At 71.9% G+C, this 14,067-nt stretch carries 14 protein-coding genes and 1 tRNA gene; 7 read left to right on the top strand and 8 right to left on the bottom strand.

The features are described from left to right. Nucleotides 1-37: 37 nt before the first annotated feature. The 3 genes from ACFVHO_RS03550 to ACFVHO_RS03540 all read right to left on the bottom strand — a co-directional run bounded on the left by ACFVHO_RS03550 (nucleotide 38) and on the right by ACFVHO_RS03540 (nucleotide 3,061). Nucleotides 38-847 carry a TrmH family RNA methyltransferase gene (locus ACFVHO_RS03550; RefSeq protein WP_385709586.1) on the bottom strand — a complete coding sequence of 270 codons (810 nt, stop codon included), beginning with the start codon at nucleotides 845-847 and terminating at the stop codon, nucleotides 38-40. A 100-nt stretch (nucleotides 848-947) separates the two neighbouring features. Further along, on the bottom strand, nucleotides 948-2,240 hold the full coding sequence (locus tag ACFVHO_RS03545; protein WP_385710076.1) for an HTTM domain-containing protein: 1,293 nt from the start codon (nucleotides 2,238-2,240) through the stop codon (nucleotides 948-950). After that, nucleotides 2,240-3,061 (bottom strand): DUF5819 family protein, encoded by an 822-nt coding sequence (locus tag ACFVHO_RS03540; protein ID WP_385709583.1) that lies wholly within the window; start codon nucleotides 3,059-3,061, stop codon nucleotides 2,240-2,242. The genes ACFVHO_RS03545 and ACFVHO_RS03540 overlap by 1 nt, the downstream gene beginning before the upstream one ends. Before the next feature lie 267 nt (nucleotides 3,062-3,328). Here ACFVHO_RS03540 and paaA point away from each other — a divergent pair, with 267 nt between their 5' ends. The 6 genes from paaA (at nucleotide 3,329) to ACFVHO_RS03510 (ending at nucleotide 8,368) form a co-directional block, all read left to right on the top strand. Next, nucleotides 3,329-4,354: a 1,2-phenylacetyl-CoA epoxidase subunit PaaA gene (paaA, locus tag ACFVHO_RS03535; RefSeq protein WP_385709580.1), complete on the top strand. Its 1,026-nt coding sequence runs from the start codon at nucleotides 3,329-3,331 to the stop codon at nucleotides 4,352-4,354. Then, nucleotides 4,351-4,641 carry a 1,2-phenylacetyl-CoA epoxidase subunit PaaB gene (paaB, locus tag ACFVHO_RS03530; protein WP_030360620.1) on the top strand — a complete coding sequence of 97 codons (291 nt, stop codon included), beginning with the start codon at nucleotides 4,351-4,353 and terminating at the stop codon, nucleotides 4,639-4,641. Before paaA ends, paaB begins: the two co-directional genes overlap by 4 nt. Nucleotides 4,642-4,652: 11 nt before the next feature. Continuing rightward, nucleotides 4,653-5,432: a 1,2-phenylacetyl-CoA epoxidase subunit PaaC gene (gene paaC, locus ACFVHO_RS03525; protein WP_385710073.1), complete on the top strand. Its 780-nt coding sequence runs from the start codon at nucleotides 4,653-4,655 to the stop codon at nucleotides 5,430-5,432. Further along, a complete protein-coding gene (gene paaD / locus ACFVHO_RS03520) occupies nucleotides 5,426-5,935 on the top strand; it encodes a 1,2-phenylacetyl-CoA epoxidase subunit PaaD (RefSeq protein ID WP_385709577.1) in 510 nt (169 codons plus the stop codon). Before paaC ends, paaD begins: the two co-directional genes overlap by 7 nt. Next, nucleotides 5,935-7,002: a 1,2-phenylacetyl-CoA epoxidase subunit PaaE gene (gene paaE, locus ACFVHO_RS03515; protein WP_385709574.1), complete on the top strand. Its 1,068-nt coding sequence runs from the start codon at nucleotides 5,935-5,937 to the stop codon at nucleotides 7,000-7,002. The genes paaD and paaE overlap by 1 nt, the downstream gene beginning before the upstream one ends. A gap of 214 nt (nucleotides 7,003-7,216) precedes the next feature. After that, nucleotides 7,217-8,368: an acyl-CoA dehydrogenase family protein gene (locus ACFVHO_RS03510; RefSeq protein ID WP_385709571.1), complete on the top strand. Its 1,152-nt coding sequence runs from the start codon at nucleotides 7,217-7,219 to the stop codon at nucleotides 8,366-8,368. Between the two features lie 112 nt (nucleotides 8,369-8,480). On the opposite strand, the gene ACFVHO_RS03505 is transcribed toward ACFVHO_RS03510, so the two are convergent. The 5 genes from ACFVHO_RS03505 to ACFVHO_RS03485 form a co-directional block, all read right to left on the bottom strand. After that, nucleotides 8,481-8,810 carry a rhodanese-like domain-containing protein gene (locus tag ACFVHO_RS03505; RefSeq protein WP_385710070.1) on the bottom strand — a complete coding sequence of 110 codons (330 nt, stop codon included), beginning with the start codon at nucleotides 8,808-8,810 and terminating at the stop codon, nucleotides 8,481-8,483. A gap of 143 nt (nucleotides 8,811-8,953) precedes the next feature. Next, entirely contained in the window at nucleotides 8,954-9,868 is a 915-nt protein-coding gene (locus ACFVHO_RS03500) for a J domain-containing protein (RefSeq protein WP_385709568.1), read from the bottom strand. 9 nt (nucleotides 9,869-9,877) lie between these two features. Continuing rightward, on the bottom strand, nucleotides 9,878-11,422 hold the full coding sequence (locus tag ACFVHO_RS03495; RefSeq protein ID WP_385709565.1) for a DUF2252 domain-containing protein: 1,545 nt from the start codon (nucleotides 11,420-11,422) through the stop codon (nucleotides 9,878-9,880). 218 nt (nucleotides 11,423-11,640) lie between these two features. Next, on the bottom strand, nucleotides 11,641-11,991 hold the full coding sequence (locus ACFVHO_RS03490; RefSeq protein ID WP_385709562.1) for a DoxX family protein: 351 nt from the start codon (nucleotides 11,989-11,991) through the stop codon (nucleotides 11,641-11,643). A 345-nt stretch (nucleotides 11,992-12,336) separates the two neighbouring features. Next, a tRNA-Leu gene (locus tag ACFVHO_RS03485) sits at nucleotides 12,337-12,420 on the bottom strand. Nucleotides 12,421-13,155: 735 nt separating this feature from the next. On the opposite strand from ACFVHO_RS03485, the gene ACFVHO_RS03480 reads away from it, so the two are divergent. Further along, entirely contained in the window at nucleotides 13,156-14,058 is a 903-nt protein-coding gene (locus ACFVHO_RS03480; protein WP_385709560.1) for an FhaA domain-containing protein, read from the top strand. Nucleotides 14,059-14,067: the final 9 nt, after the last annotated feature.

Here is a 14,067-nt window from a genome sequence, read left to right as displayed (position 1 = left end):
GGGCGGCGCCACGGCCACGGCCCCCGGGGGAGCAGGCTCAGGCCTGGGCCTTCGGGGGCCTGCCCGACGACCAGTGGAAGAGCGCCATCGCGACGCTCGTGGCGAGGTTGTAGCTCGACACCTGCGGCCGCATCGGCAGCGACACCAAGTGGTCGGTCCGGGCGCGCAGTTCGGCCGAGAGGCCGCTGCGCTCGGACCCGAAGGCCAGCACGGCGTCATCGGGGACCTCGACGCCCCGGATGTCCTCGCCCTCCGCGTCGAGGGCGAACACGGGCCCCTTGGGCAGCTCCCCGACGTCCACGCGCTCCACGGCCGTCGCGAAGTGCAGGCCCGCACCGCCACGCACGACTGTGGGGTGCCAGGGGTCGAGCGTGCCGGTCGTCACGACTCCCGTCGCGCCGAAGCCCGCCGCGAGCCGGATCACCGCCCCGGCGTTGCCGAGGTTGCGCGGGTCGTCCAGGACGACGACCGGCGCGGCCCTGGGGGTGTGCTCCAGCGCCCGCAGGTTGGCGGCACGCGACGGACGTACCGCCAAGGCGGCCACGGCCGTGGGGTGCAGCCGGGGCACGAGGGCGCGCAGCGTCGCGTCGTCGGTCTCGGCGAGCAGCGCGTCGAGCGCGTCCGACACATCCGGCGCCAAGTCCTGCACGAGGGCGAGGACGGCGGCTTTGTCGCTGGTCAGGGCGACAGGGATGCGGGCGCCGAAGCGAAGCGCGTGCTTCAGGGCGTGGAAGCCGTCGAGGAGTACGGAGGTGTCGGCGAGGCCGTGCCAGACACGGACCGGGTCGGTCGGCTCCCCGCGCTGCGGACCGCGGTCGCCCGCGCCGTCCGTACGACTACCGCTCATCGCCACTGCCGCCCACTGCCACCACTGTTGTTCGGCCCCGCACCGCCACTGCTGCGACCCGTACCACCGCTGTCGCTTCGCCCCTTACCGCCACTACCGCTCACGCACCGAAGCCTACGCGCGCGTGCTCGGCGGCATCCCGGGTGTGTTCCTCCCCGGGCGGCCCCGGCGACGCCTCCGTGCGGGAGAGCCGCGGCAGCCGCGAGAGCAGCCTCTCTCGCGTGCGGGTCACCCAGCCGCCGAGGCGCCGCAGGAACGACGTGGGCAGGAAGACCGCGTCGGCCGCGATCATCGCGAGCGAGAAGAACGGCAGCCCCAGGACGACGGCGATGACGGCGTGCTCGAAGATCATCACCGCCAGCAGCACGTTCTTCACGCGCCGGTTGAACAGCGTGAACGGGAAGGCGACCTGCACGGCGACCGTCCCGTACGTCACCAGCATCACCAGGACGCCGTGCGAGGTCAGCAGGTCGGCAAGCGCGGGCCAGGGGGAGAAGTAGTCGAGCTGGAGCGGGTAGTAGACGGCCGTCCCGTCCTGCCAGCGGCTGCCCTGGATCTTGTACCAGCCGGCCGTGGCGTAGATCAGACACGCCTCGACCATGATCACCAACAGGGCGGCGTTGTGGGCGAGGTTGGCGACGACGTCGAGCAGGACGCGCGCCTCGCCGTCCGGCGCGCGCCGTCCGGCGACCCACCACAGCCCGTGCGCGACCCACAGCCCCCAGAACAGCAGCAGCCAGAACCAGCCGAGCTCCCCCATGAACGTCACGACGGACAGGGCGAGGCCGAGCACCCACCACAGGACGGGACCGACCCGGTCGCCCCCGCCCAGGCGGTCGCCCCCGCCCACCAGGTTTCCGCCGTCCTCACGGCTGTCGTCCCCACCAGGGCCGCCGCCCCCGTGGTCGAGCCGTGCGCCACGCGCGCGTGTCGCGCGGCGCGCGTCCAGGGACCAGACCTGGCCGCACCGCGTGAACACCAGGTAGATCGCCATGAGATGGATGACGTTGTCGCCGCCGTCCCCCATGAAGATGCTGCGGTTCTGCAGCGAGAGCACGCCGATCATGAACAGCACGGACATGGCGCGGGTGCGCCAGCCGACGACCAGCAGGGCGCTGGAGACGATCGCCAGGAAGTAGACGATCTCGAACCACACCCGGCCGTCCGACCACATCAGCGCCGTGAAGGCGTCGTTGGCGGAGATGAGCTGCTGGGCCATGTCCCAGCTCCAGGGGCCGTCGGGCCCGTACAGCTCACGCCGGTGCGGCAGCTCACGCAGCAGGAACAGCAGCCAGGTGGCGGCGAAGCCGATACGGACCACCGCGGTCTGGTACGGGCCGAGGGCCTGGGCCGTGACACGCTGCACGCCCCGAGCGAGCGGGTCGAGACGGATCACCGGACGCTCCCCTTCTGTTCCACGGCCACGTCCCTGGCCCGTTCCACGGCCACGTCTCTGCGCGCGCGGTCCTCGCCCGTCAGCGGCAGGTCGCCCGGCGTGACCGCCCACCACGGAAGCACGCGCAGCACGGGCTTCGTGTTGATCTTCTCGTCACTCCACTCCGGCGGCTGTACGGCCGTGGTCCGGGACCGCACCTGTACCTGGTCGAACGCCTCCCCGCGGGCGAGCGGCTCGTTCCGGTGGAGGCGCAGCAGCACGATGCGGCGGATGTAGCGCTCCGACAGCTCGCCGCGCAGACCGGTGGGACGATTCTGCGCGTCGTGCGTGGAGACGAAGAAGTCCCAGCCGCGGCGCAGCTCGTTCTGCTGCGTGTGGCTCGGCAGGAGGTTGTGGTCGATGGCGGCGCCGTCCTGCGCGGACAGGTCGTACCAGCGTGTGGTCCGCCCGGCCCCGTCCGCGGTCCGGATCTGCGCGCGGACCTGCACCGAGACGTTCTGCTGCAGCGGGTTCGGCGCGAACAGCTTCCAGTTCTGCTCGAACTCCGGATAGATCCAGTCGTCGACGGTCCGGCCGTGCTCCTTGGTGACCGTGTTCGACGGCGCCACGTGCAGGAACACCATGCCGACGTGGACGCAGACGGTGGCGACGACCGCGGCGAGGACGAGGCCGGCGACGACCTGCGAGCGGCGGGAGAGGGCGGCGATGCCGGTACGGGCGGGCGGGGCGTCGGAGCCCGTGGGCAGGCCGTGGGAGCCCGTGGGCGGGGCGTCGGGCTCGGCGGATTCGCCGCCCACGTCCTTGTCGTACCCGTCCATAACGCCCCGTTCCTCGACCCCACGACCGAACCCTGCCGCCGGAACGGTACTCAGGCCCGCCCGCCAGGCCCAGCGTCCCGGAGGTTATCCACAGGGTTGACACCTTATGGCGAGGCGCCGCACCATTGAATTCCAACGAACCGAACGATCGGTCGGTCGGCGGGTTCGAAGAAATGCCGAAATGCCCGGTGTGAGGCGCGCCGGGCGCGACGAGAGTCGGCATGACGAGAGTTGCCGAGACACTGCCCGAGGTCGAGGGGGACCGAGATGGCGACAGCGCACCAGCCGCTCACCACGGCACCGCACAAGCCCGCGGCCGCCGCCGCGGACAGCACCGTGGACAGCGCCGTGGACACCGCGGTGCTCGAGTCGGCCTTCGACGCGGCCGTCGCGGCCGACGAGCGCATCGAGCCGCGTGACTGGATGCCGGACGCCTATCGCGCCACGCTCGTGCGCCAGATAGCGCAGCACGCCCACTCCGAGATCATCGGCATGCAGCCCGAGGCCAACTGGATCACGCGCGCGCCGTCCCTGCGCCGCAAGGCGATCCTGATGGCCAAGGTCCAGGACGAGGCGGGCCACGGCCTGTATCTGTACAGCGCCGCGGAAACGCTCGGCGCGAGCCGCGACGACCTGCTCGACAAGCTCCACTCGGGCCGCCAGAAGTACTCCTCGATCTTCAACTACCCGACCCTGACCTGGGCGGACGTAGGAGCCATCGGCTGGCTCGTGGACGGCGCCGCGATCACCAACCAGGTCCCGCTGTGCCGGTGTTCGTACGGCCCCTATGCCCGCGCGATGGTCCGCGTCTGCAAGGAGGAGTCGTTCCACCAGCGCCAGGGGTACGAACTGCTGCTCGCCCTCAGCCGCGGCACCGAGGCGCAGCACGCGATGGCCCAGGACGCCGTGGACCGCTGGTGGTGGCCGTCGCTGATGATGTTCGGCCCGCCGGACGCGGAGTCGTCGCACTCCGAGCAGTCGATGATCTGGAAGATCAAGCGCCACTCGAACGACGAGCTGCGCCAGCGCTTCGTGGACATCTGCGTCCCCCAGGCCGAGTCGCTCGGCCTGACGCTCCCCGACCCGGACCTGAAGTGGAACGAGGAGCGGGGGCAGCATGACTTCGGCCCCATCGACTGGAGCGAGTTCTGGTCGGTCCTCAAGGGCAACGGCCCGTGCAACGACCAGCGCATCACGCAGCGCAGACGAGCCCACGAAGAGGGCGCCTGGGTGCGTGAGGCGGCGGCCGCGTACGCCGCCAAGCAGAGCGAGCGCAAGGAGGCGACCGCATGACCGGCTCGACCGAATGGCCGCTGTGGGAAGTGTTCGTGCGCTCGCGCCGCGGACTCTCCCACACGCACGCGGGCAGCCTGCACGCCCCGGACGCCGAGATGGCCCTGCGCAACGCCAGGGATCTGTACACCCGCAGGAACGAAGGCGTCTCCATCTGGGTCGTGCCGTCCGCGGAGATCACCGCCTCCTCGCCGGACGAGAAGGACTCCTTCTTCGAGCCCTCCGCCGACAAGCCCTACCGCCACCCGACGTTCTACGACATCCCGGAAGGAGTGAAGCACCTGTGAGCCCCACGCCCATGACCCCCGCGCCGTCGGCCGCCGCGGCCCCGTCCCCGGCGCCCCCGGCCACCGCCGCCCCCGCCGGCCCCACCGTCCACACCGCGGCCCTCGCCCTGGGCGACGACGCGCTGGTGCTCTCGCACCGCCTGGGTGAGTGGGCGGGCCACGCCCCCGTCCTCGAAGAAGAGGTGGCCCTGGCGAACATCGCCCTGGACCTGCTCGGCCAGGCCCGTGTGCTGCTCTCCCTGGCGGGCGACGAGGACGAGCTGGCGTATCTGCGCGAGGAGCGCTCCTTCCGGAACCTCCAGCTGGTCGAGCAGCCGAACGGCGACTTCGCCCACACGATCGCCCGCCAGCTGTACTTCTCCGTGTACCAGAACCTCATGTACGGCCAACTGGCGGCGACCGAAAGCCCGTTGGCGCCACTCGCCGCGAAGGCCGTCAAGGAGGTCGCCTACCACCAGGACCACGCCGAGCAGTGGACGCTCCGGCTCGGCGACGGCACGGCCGAGAGCCATGAGCGCATGCAGCGCGGCGTGGACGCGCTCTGGCGCTTCACCGGCGAGATGTTCGCGCCCGTGGCCGGTCTCGAACTCGACCGGGAGGCGCTGCGGGAGCAGTGGACGGCCAGGGTCACCGAAGTGATCGAGAAGGCGACGCTCACCGTGCCCGAGGGGCCGCAGAGCGGGGCGTGGACGGCCGGCGCCGGGCGCGAGGGCCTGCACACCGAGTCGTTCGGCCGGATGCTCGCCGAGATGCAGCACCTGCACCGCAGCCACCCGGGGGCGTCATGGTGACCAGGACCCCCACAGCGCCCACGGCACTCGAGGCCCGGCTCCACGCCCTCGCGGGCTCCGTGCCCGACCCCGAGCTGCCCGTCCTCACCCTGGCCGAGCTGGGCGTGCTCCGCTCCGTCCGGGTCAGCGGCACCGGCCATGTGGACGTCGAGCTGACCCCGACGTACACGGGCTGCCCCGCCATCGAGGCCATGAGCGCGGACATAGAGCAGGTGCTGCGCGAGGACGGCCGGGACGACGTCACGGTGCGCACGGTGCTCTCCCCCGCCTGGTCGACGGACGACATCAGCGCCGAAGGCCGCCGCAAGCTCGCGGAGTTCGGCATCGCGCCGCCGCGCCCGCACGCCACCGAAGGCCCGGTCCCGCTCTCCCTCACGGTCCGCTGCCCGCACTGCGGCTCGACGGACACCGAACTGCTCAGCCGCTTCTCCTCCACCGCCTGCAAGGCGCTGCGTCGCTGCGTCACCTGCCGGGAGCCCTTCGACCACTTCAAGGAGCTGTGATGGCGCGCTTCCACCCGCTCCGCGTCGCGGCCGTCGAGGAGCTCACCGACGACTCCGTGACGCTGACGTTCGAGGTGCCCCCGCACCTCCGGGAGGAGTACCGGTACGCCCCCGGCCAGCACCTCGCCCTGCGCCGCGTGGTCGACGGCACGGAGATCCGGCGTACGTACTCGATCTGCTCCCCGGCCCCGCCCCCCCAAGCTCCCGGTGAGCCGAGGCAGTTGCGGGTGGGGGTGCGCGTGGTGGAGGGCGGCGCCTTCTCGACGTACGCGCGCAAGGAGGTCGCCGTCGGGGACGAGCTGGAGGTGATGACCCCGGCGGGCCGCTTCACCCTGGACCCGGCTCCGGGGCGGTATGCCGCGGTGGTCGGCGGGAGTGGGATCACTCCGGTGCTCTCCATCGTCACGACGCTCCTGGAGCGCGAGCCGGGCGCCGAGTTCTGTCTGATACGCAGCGACCGTACGGCCGCGTCCACGATGTTCCTCGACGAGGTCGCCGACCTGAAGGACCGATGGCCGGACCGGTTCCAGCTGGTGACGGTGCTCTCCCGCGAGGAGCAGCAGGCGGGGCTCAACTCGGGCCGCCTGGACGAGGAACGGCTTGCGCGGCTGCTGCCCGCGCTGCTGCCGGTCGATGAGGTCGACGGCTGGTTCCTGTGCGGTCCGTACGGCCTGGTGCAGGGCGCGGAGCGGACGCTGCGGGCGCTGGGAGTGGCGCGGCGGCGCATCCACGAGGAGATATTCCACGTGGACGACGGCCTCACGACGGCTCCGGCGGTGCCCGCCCCGGCGGACAGCACGGTCACGGTCACCCTCGACGGCCGCTCCGGCACCTGGCCGGTACAGGCGGGGGAGTCCCTGCTCGACACGGTGCTGCGCAACCGCGCGGACGCGCCGTTCGCCTGCAAGGGCGGCGTGTGCGGCACGTGCCGGGCGTTCAAGGTGTCCGGCGAGGTCCGCATGGACCGGAACTTCGCGCTGGAGCCGGAGGAGACCGAGGCCGGCTATGTGCTGGCGTGCCAGTCGCATCCGACCACGGACAAGGTGGAGTTGGACTTCGACCGCTGAGTGACCCACGGCTGAGCGACCCACTGGTGAGCACCCCCCGGGTGAGGACCGCACGGCTGAGCGCCCCACCGCGCGGGGCCGACGCCGGGCCACCACTCACCGGACCACTCGCCACGGCTGTTCCCTTCCCATAGAACGTGTTCTATCTTGACGACCCGTCAGAAACAGTGGCGGAGCCGACGAGACCGAACCGGCCGGTGCGGAGGGACAAGCAGTGGACTTCACCTTCACCGAGGAGCAGCAGGCGGCGCTCGAAGCGGCCAAGGCGGTCTTCGCCGGGGTCGCCCCGGACGGCGTGCCCAGCCCCGCCCGGACCCCCGGGGCCGTCGCCGAGGACTTCGACCGCGCGCTGTGGGCCAAGCTCGCCGACGCCGACCTGCTGAGCCTGCTGATGGCCCCCGAGTACGGCGGGTCGGGTCTGGGCCCCGTCGCGCTCTGCCTGGTGCTGCGCGAGTCGGCGAAGGTGCTCGCACGTGTGCCGCTGCTCGAGAGCTGCGCGGCCGCGTACGCCGTCCAGACCTACGGCGGCGACGAGTTGAAGCGGGCGGTCCTGGAGTCGGCCGCGCGCGGCGGCACCGTTCTGACCGTCGCCGCGAACGGCCGCACGGGGCACGACGGCGCCGAACTCGCCGTCAGCGCACGCCCCGACGGCGACGACTGGATCCTGGACGGCCTCCAGACCGCCGTCCCCTGGGCCTACGACGCCGACATCACCGTCGTGCCCGCCACCGCCCCCGACGGCCGTGCCGTCCTCGCCCTCGTCCCGCGCGGGCATTCCGGGCTCGCCCTCGCCGAGCAGTTCTCCACCAGCGGGGAGCGGCTCGGCGAACTGCGCCTGGACGCGGTTCGGGTCGGCGCCCGGGACGTGATCACCGCGGACGGGGCCTGGGACTTCCTCCGGAACCTGCTCGCGACCGGCACTTGCGCGCTCGCGCTCGGACTCGGTACGCGCGTGCTCGGCATGACGAGTGAATACACCGGCAAGCGCGAGCAGTTCGGGTTCCCTGTCGCCACCTTCCAGGCGGTCGCCATGCAGGCCGCCGACCGTTACATCGACCTGCGCGCGATGGAGGTCACCCTCTGGCAGGCCGCCTGGCGCCTCAGCTCACCGGCCCGCATGGGTGCGGGCAACGGCGGGCCGCTCCCGGCCTCCGGGGATGTGGCGGTGGCCAAGATCTGGGCGTCGGACGGCGTCCGCCGGGTGGTGCAGACCGCACAGCACCTGCACGGCGGCTTCGGCGCCGACACCGACTACCCCCTGCACCGCTACCACGCCTGGGCCAAGCACCTGGAGCTCGCGCTCGGCCCGGCCGCGGCGCACGAGGACGCCCTGGGCGACCTCCTTGCGGCGCACTCCCTCAGCTGAGGAGACGGGCCCTCGACCGGGCGTCGGTCACCCCACGCCCAAGTCGGACCGGATCGCCGTCACCCCACGCCCAAGTCGGACCGGATCGCCGTCACCCCACGCCCAAGCCGGGCTAGATCACCGTGCCGGGCTGGCCCTTGCCGTCGACGACGGTCTTGCCCGAGGCCTCCCAGACCTGCATGCCGCCGTCGACGTTCACCGCGTCGATGCCCTGCTGCGCGAGGTACATGGTCACCTGGGCGGAACGGCCGCCGGACCGGCAGATGACGTTCACCTGGCCGTCCTGCGGCGCCGCCTCCGTCAACTCTCCGAAGCGGGCCACGAAGTCACTCATCGGAATGTGCAGCGCGTCCGGCGCGTGACCCGCCTGCCATTCGTCGTCCTCACGGACGTCAAGGAGGAAGTCTCCGTCCGAGAGATCACCGACCGTGACCGTGGGCACACCAGATCCGAATTCCATACGTCCGACGCTACCCGACCGCCACCGCCCCGATGCCGCCCACCCATGGGGCACTGCCCACCGAACCGGCACCACCCACAGAGCACGGCACACCGCACCGGATGGCGCCGCACCGCTCAGGGCGGTCAGGCGGCGGTCAGCCGCTCCAGCTCCGCCTCGCGCTCCGCGACCTGAGCGAGCAGTTGCTCGGCGATCTCCTCCAGGAGCCGGTCCGGATCGTCGGGCGCCAGCTTGAGCATCGACCCGATCGCGCTCTCCTCCAGCTCCCGGGCCACGACCGAGAGCAGTTCCTTGCGCCGGGCGAGCCATTCGAGCCGGGCGTACAGCTCCTCGCTCGGCGTGGGCCGCAGCTCCTCGGGCACCGGCCCCGCGGCCCACTCGGTGAGCAGCTCCCGCAGCAGCGCCTCGTCACCACGGCCATACGCGGCGTTCACTCGGGTGATGAACTCGTCACGGCGTCCGCGCTCCTTCTCGTCCTGCGCGAGGTCGGGGTGGGCCTTGCGGACCAGCTCCCGGTAGAGCTTGCGGACCTCGTCGCTCGGCCGCACCCGCTGCGGCGGCCGCACGGACTGCTCGGTGAGCATCGCGGCGGCCTCGGGGAACAGCCCGTCGCCGTCCATCCAGCCGTGGAACAGCTCCTCGACCGCCGGCATCGGCAGCACCCGCGCCCGCGCCTCGTCCGCCTTGCGCAGGTCCTCCGGGTCACCGGACCGCGCCGCCACGGCCTCCGCGATCAGGGCGTCCAGCTCGTCCAGGCGCGAGTACATCGGGCCGAGCTTCTGGTGATGCAGCCGGGAGAAGTTCTCCACCTCGACCCGGAACGTCTCCACGGCGATCTCGTACTCGATCAGCGCCTGCTCGGCGGCGCGCACGGCCTTCTCAAGCCGCTCCTCGGGCCGCGCACCGGCACCATCACCGGCATCAGCACCAGTACCGGCACCGGCCTGACCGTCCGCCGCCGTCCCGTGCGGCTGCTCCGCCGCCTCATACGGCTGCTCGGGCGTCTCGGGGCTCGTCGGCTCGGCTTCCGGGGTCGTCACCTGTCCAGCCTAGGCCACAGCTCCCGGGGTCGTGGCTCCCTGGTCCGCTGCTCGCAGCCGCCCCTCCCGCACCGCGGCGACCAGTTGGGCGTGGTCGGCCTCCGTGCGGTCCGCGTACGCCACCGCGAAGGCGGCCACGGCCTCGTCCAGCTCGTCGTTCTTGCCGCAGTAACCGGATATGAGCCGGGGGTCGGCGCTGTGGGCGTGGGCGCGGGCGAGCAGGGCGCCGGTCATGCGGCCGTAGTCGTCGAGCTGGTCGGCGGCGAGGGCGGCCGGGTCCACGCTGCCCTTGCGGTTCCTGAACTGCCGTACCTGGAAAGGCCGTCCGGAGATCGTCGTCCAGCCGAGCAGGAAGTCGCTGACGACCTGCATGCGCTTCTGGCCGAACACCACCCGTCGGCCCTCGTGCTCGCTCTCCTGCTCCTTGAAGCCCGCCACCGGCAGGTGCGGCAGCAGCGCGGAGGGCCCGGCCTCCTTGACCTGGAGGACCAGCGGCTCCCCCCGGTGGTCGAGGAGCAGCACCACATAGGAGCGCAGGCCGACGCTGCCGGTGCCCACGACGCGGAAGGCGACGTCCTGGATGGAGTACCTCGCGAGGAGGGGCAGGCGGTCCTCCGGCAGGGTGGTGCGGTACTCCCCGAGGGCCGCGGCGACGGCGGCCGCCTCCGCGTCCGGTATCCGGCGCAGCACCGGGGGCGCGTCGACGAAGCGCCGGGGCGCGGCGTGGCCCGCCGGGATCCCGGCGTCCGGGACCGGCTCGGTGGACTTGGCGGCGAAGCGGGCGCTCGTGTTCTGCCGGGCCTTCTCGGAGACGCGGTCGAGGGTGCCGAGCAGGTCGCGGGCGTCGGTGTGGGAGACCAGTTCCTCGTCGGCGATCGCGTTCCAGGCGTCGAGGACGGGGAGCTTGGCGAGGAGGCGCATCGTGCGGCGGTAGGCACCCACGGCGTCGTAGGCCGCCTCGGCGCACGTGTCCTCCTTGGCGCCCGCCTCCCGTCCCGCCAGGACGAGGGAGGCGGCGAGGCGCTTGACGTCCCACTCCCACGGTCCGTGCACCGTCTCGTCGAAGTCGTTCAGGTCGATGATGAGGCCGCCGCGCGCGTCCCCGTAGAGACCGAAGTTGGCCGCGTGGGCGTCGCCGCAGATCTGGGCGCCGATGCCGGTAAGGGGGGTGCGGGCGAGGTCGTACGCCATGAGTCCGGCGGAGCCGCGCAGGAAGGCGAAGGGGGACGCGGCCATCCTGGCCACCCGCAGCGGCGTCAGCTCCTCGAGCCGTCCCCTGTTGGTCTCCTCGATCGCGGAGACGGGGTCGGGGCGGTGGTCGTCCGCCACGAACTCCGCGTGCGCGGAGCGCGGGGTGCGCCCGCGCAGCACCTTGCCCTCCTGCTTGGGCTGCACCGGCACGGAGGCGCCGGAAGCGCCGGAAGTCCCGCCCGCGCCGCCCGCGGGCCAGTGCGCGAACCCCTCCACACGCGGCAGCCGCCGACCGCCCGGCCGCGCGTCGACTCCTGAGTCGTCGCCCTCCGAGAACGCCACTCCGTCGCCGCCCACACCCATCGCCCCCCTGTTGCTGACACACGACCGTCGCCGGCCCCGCGACCTCGATGACCTCGATGACCTCGATGACCTCGATGCTCTTGTCGCTGGACCTCGCGAACTCGACTGACACCGACGGTACCGCCGCGGACGAATCCCCGTCACAGCCTGTGGATAACTCTCCCCACGCCTCGCCCCCACCTCGCCCACCCCTCGCACCGAGCCCGGGAAGGACCAGCTCAGGCGGCGGCGAGCCCCAGCGCCAGCGCGCCCACGACCGGAGCCGCGTACACCAGCGGGAAGGGAATGTGGGCGTACCAGCGTGCCCGGACCACGGCGACGACGGCCCCGGCGAAGTAGAGGACCAGGCCGACCCCCGCCGCGGTCCCGACCACCGGCAGGAACAACCCGGCCACGAGCCCGAGCGCGCCCGCCGCCTTGGCCGCACCCAGCCACGGCAGCCACGCCATCGGAATGCCGTAGTCGGCCATGGGCTCGACGACCCACTTGGCGCGCAGGAAGACGGAGACAGCGGAGAAGCCGGTCATGGCGGCGGCGACGAGGGTGACGGCGACGTGGGCGGTGGACATCAGAGGGGCTCCTCATCAAGCGGATGCGCCGGCGCGGTTCCGCCCCGGCCGGGCCCGTGCGGCCCGTCACCGCCATGACGCGCCGTGCCGCGGGAATGTGACCGGTGGAGGCCAGGAAATACGCCCGGGAGCCCCACCGTGAGATAGCTCACCGTGGAGGCGCATGTCACCCGGAGCAGTCAGAAAACACGGCGCATCCAAGACCTCAGGACACACAGAACACACAGAACACACAGGACGCCCAGAACGCTCGGGACACCCGGGCCACCGACCGACCAACACGAGAAACGGGCCTCCACCAGGACTCTCGTCCTTGGTGAAGACCCGTTCATCGGTTCTTCTCTGTGCGCGAGGGGGGAGTTGAACCCCCACGCCCTTTCGGGCACTGGAACCTGAATCCAGCGCGTCTGCCTATTCCGCCACCCGCGCATGGGTGTTGTCTTTGGGTCTCTCACTGTGTGGTGCGAGCGCCTGCCGACATCCAGAAGATTAGCACGCTGGAGAGGGTGGATTCACATCCGTATTCGGGGGCACCCGCGCGGCACCCGTGGACGTACCGACAGCCTGCGCAGACGTGTCGTACCCCGTCCTCACCAGCCGCCCCGCCCCGATCGCGGTCCGTCCTCGCCCCGCCCCAGCGGGGTGCTCCGCTCGAACAGAACAGGCCGAACCACCCGCCCGACGCAACCACGGCGGACGTCAAGTCCTCCTCCTAGGTCCACAGCCGCGTGCGGGACACTGTCTTGGGACCCCCTCTACGATCCCTGGTAAGAGGAAGCAGGAGGAGGCCCGAGCCAGGCCCGGCCCGGGACCCCGGAAGGAGCCCACAAGAGCCCAGGAGAAGCGCGGAATCAGCCCCGAGCGGAGCACGGCACCAGGCGCGGAGCGAGCCCGGACCGAGCCGTCGGCCAAGCCTCCGACGCGGGACTCAGGACGGTTCCCGCGGGATGCCCTGACCGATCCCCGAGGATCGGCGGAGCGAACCCGGGCGGAGCCCCGGGACACCCCTGAGGGAACCCTGAGGATCGTGGAAGACCAGTGCGGGCATGCCTTGTGAGGGGCGACACTCGTGGTCCGGGCGGACAGGGGGAACCACCTGATTTCCCGGCGCGTGGATACGATCAGTAAGCAGTACGAGGATGACAACGACGGAGGAGGTGCCCCATGGGAGTCCTGAAGAAGTTCGAGCAGCGACTCGAAGGTCTGGTCAACGGCACCTTCGCCAAGGTGTTCAAGTCCGAGGTCCAGCCCGTCGAAATCGCTGGCGCCCTGCAGCGCGAGTGCGACAACAACGCGACGATCTGGAACCGCGAGCGGACCGTCGTTCCGAACGATTTCATCGTGGAGCTCAGCGCGCCCGACTTCGAGCGCCTGAGCCCGTACTCCGGACAGCTCGGCGACGAGCTCTCCGGCATGGTGCGTGAGTACGCGAAGCAGCAGCGGTACAGCTTCATGGGCCCCATCAAGGTCCACCTGGAGAAGGCGGAGGACCTGGACACGGGCCTCTACCGGGTCCGCAGCCGCACGCTCGCGTCCAGCACCTCCCAGACTCCCGACCCCGCTCCCGGTGGCCCCACGGGCCCCGGCGGGCCCGGCGCCCCCGGCGGCGGTCCCACGAGCGCGGGCCAGGGCCCCCGCGGCGGCTACGGCTACCCACAGGGCCCCTCGGGCGCCCCTCCCATGCCCGCCGCGCCGCCTCCCGGCGCGGGCGGCGCGGGTGCGGGCCGCGGCGCAGCTCCGGCGGCGGCGCGGCCGCAGGGGCCGGGCTCCGGCTCCCCGGGCGCGCAAGTACGGCGCTGGATTGAGATCAACGGCAACCGCCATCAGATCTCCCGCCCGACGCTGGTGCTGGGTCGCAGCACCGACGCCGATGTGCGGATCGACGACCCCGGCGTCTCGCGCCGGCACTGTGAGATCCGGACCGGAACGCCCTCGACGATCCAGGATCTCGGGTCTACCAACGGCATCGTGGTAGACGGGCAGCACACCACCCGCGCTACGCTCCGCGACGGCTCGCGGATCGTCGTGGGCAGCACCACCATCATTTACCGGCAAGCCGAAGGGTGAAGCGGGGGC

It is taken from the genome of Streptomyces sp. NPDC127108, assembly GCF_042677545.1.
Classification (GTDB): Bacteria; Actinomycetota; Actinomycetes; order Streptomycetales; family Streptomycetaceae; genus Streptomyces.
The sequence above is the reverse complement of the archived record's forward strand: the minus strand, read 5'-3'. Positions and strand labels throughout refer to the sequence as shown.

What these genes read in the sequence shown, in the direction of transcription:
- ACFVHO_RS03480 (WP_385709560.1), top strand. Translation starts at nt 13,156, where the DNA reads ATGGGAGTCCTGAAGAAGTTCGAGCAGCGACTCGAAGGTCTGGTCAAC.
- ACFVHO_RS03540 (WP_385709583.1), bottom strand. Translation starts at nt 3,061, where the DNA reads ATGGACGGGTACGACAAGGACGTGGGCGGCGAATCCGCCGAGCCCGAC.
- paaC (WP_385710073.1), top strand. Translation starts at nt 4,653, where the DNA reads ATGACCCCCGCGCCGTCGGCCGCCGCGGCCCCGTCCCCGGCGCCCCCG.
- paaA (WP_385709580.1), top strand. Translation starts at nt 3,329, where the DNA reads ATGGCGACAGCGCACCAGCCGCTCACCACGGCACCGCACAAGCCCGCG.
- ACFVHO_RS03490 (WP_385709562.1), bottom strand. Translation starts at nt 11,991, where the DNA reads ATGTCCACCGCCCACGTCGCCGTCACCCTCGTCGCCGCCGCCATGACC.
- paaE (WP_385709574.1), top strand. Translation starts at nt 5,935, where the DNA reads ATGGCGCGCTTCCACCCGCTCCGCGTCGCGGCCGTCGAGGAGCTCACC.
- paaD (WP_385709577.1), top strand. Translation starts at nt 5,426, where the DNA reads ATGGTGACCAGGACCCCCACAGCGCCCACGGCACTCGAGGCCCGGCTC.
- ACFVHO_RS03550 (WP_385709586.1), bottom strand. Translation starts at nt 847, where the DNA reads ATGAGCGGTAGTCGTACGGACGGCGCGGGCGACCGCGGTCCGCAGCGC.
- paaB (WP_030360620.1), top strand. Translation starts at nt 4,351, where the DNA reads ATGACCGGCTCGACCGAATGGCCGCTGTGGGAAGTGTTCGTGCGCTCG.
- ACFVHO_RS03495 (WP_385709565.1), bottom strand. Translation starts at nt 11,422, where the DNA reads ATGGGTGTGGGCGGCGACGGAGTGGCGTTCTCGGAGGGCGACGACTCA.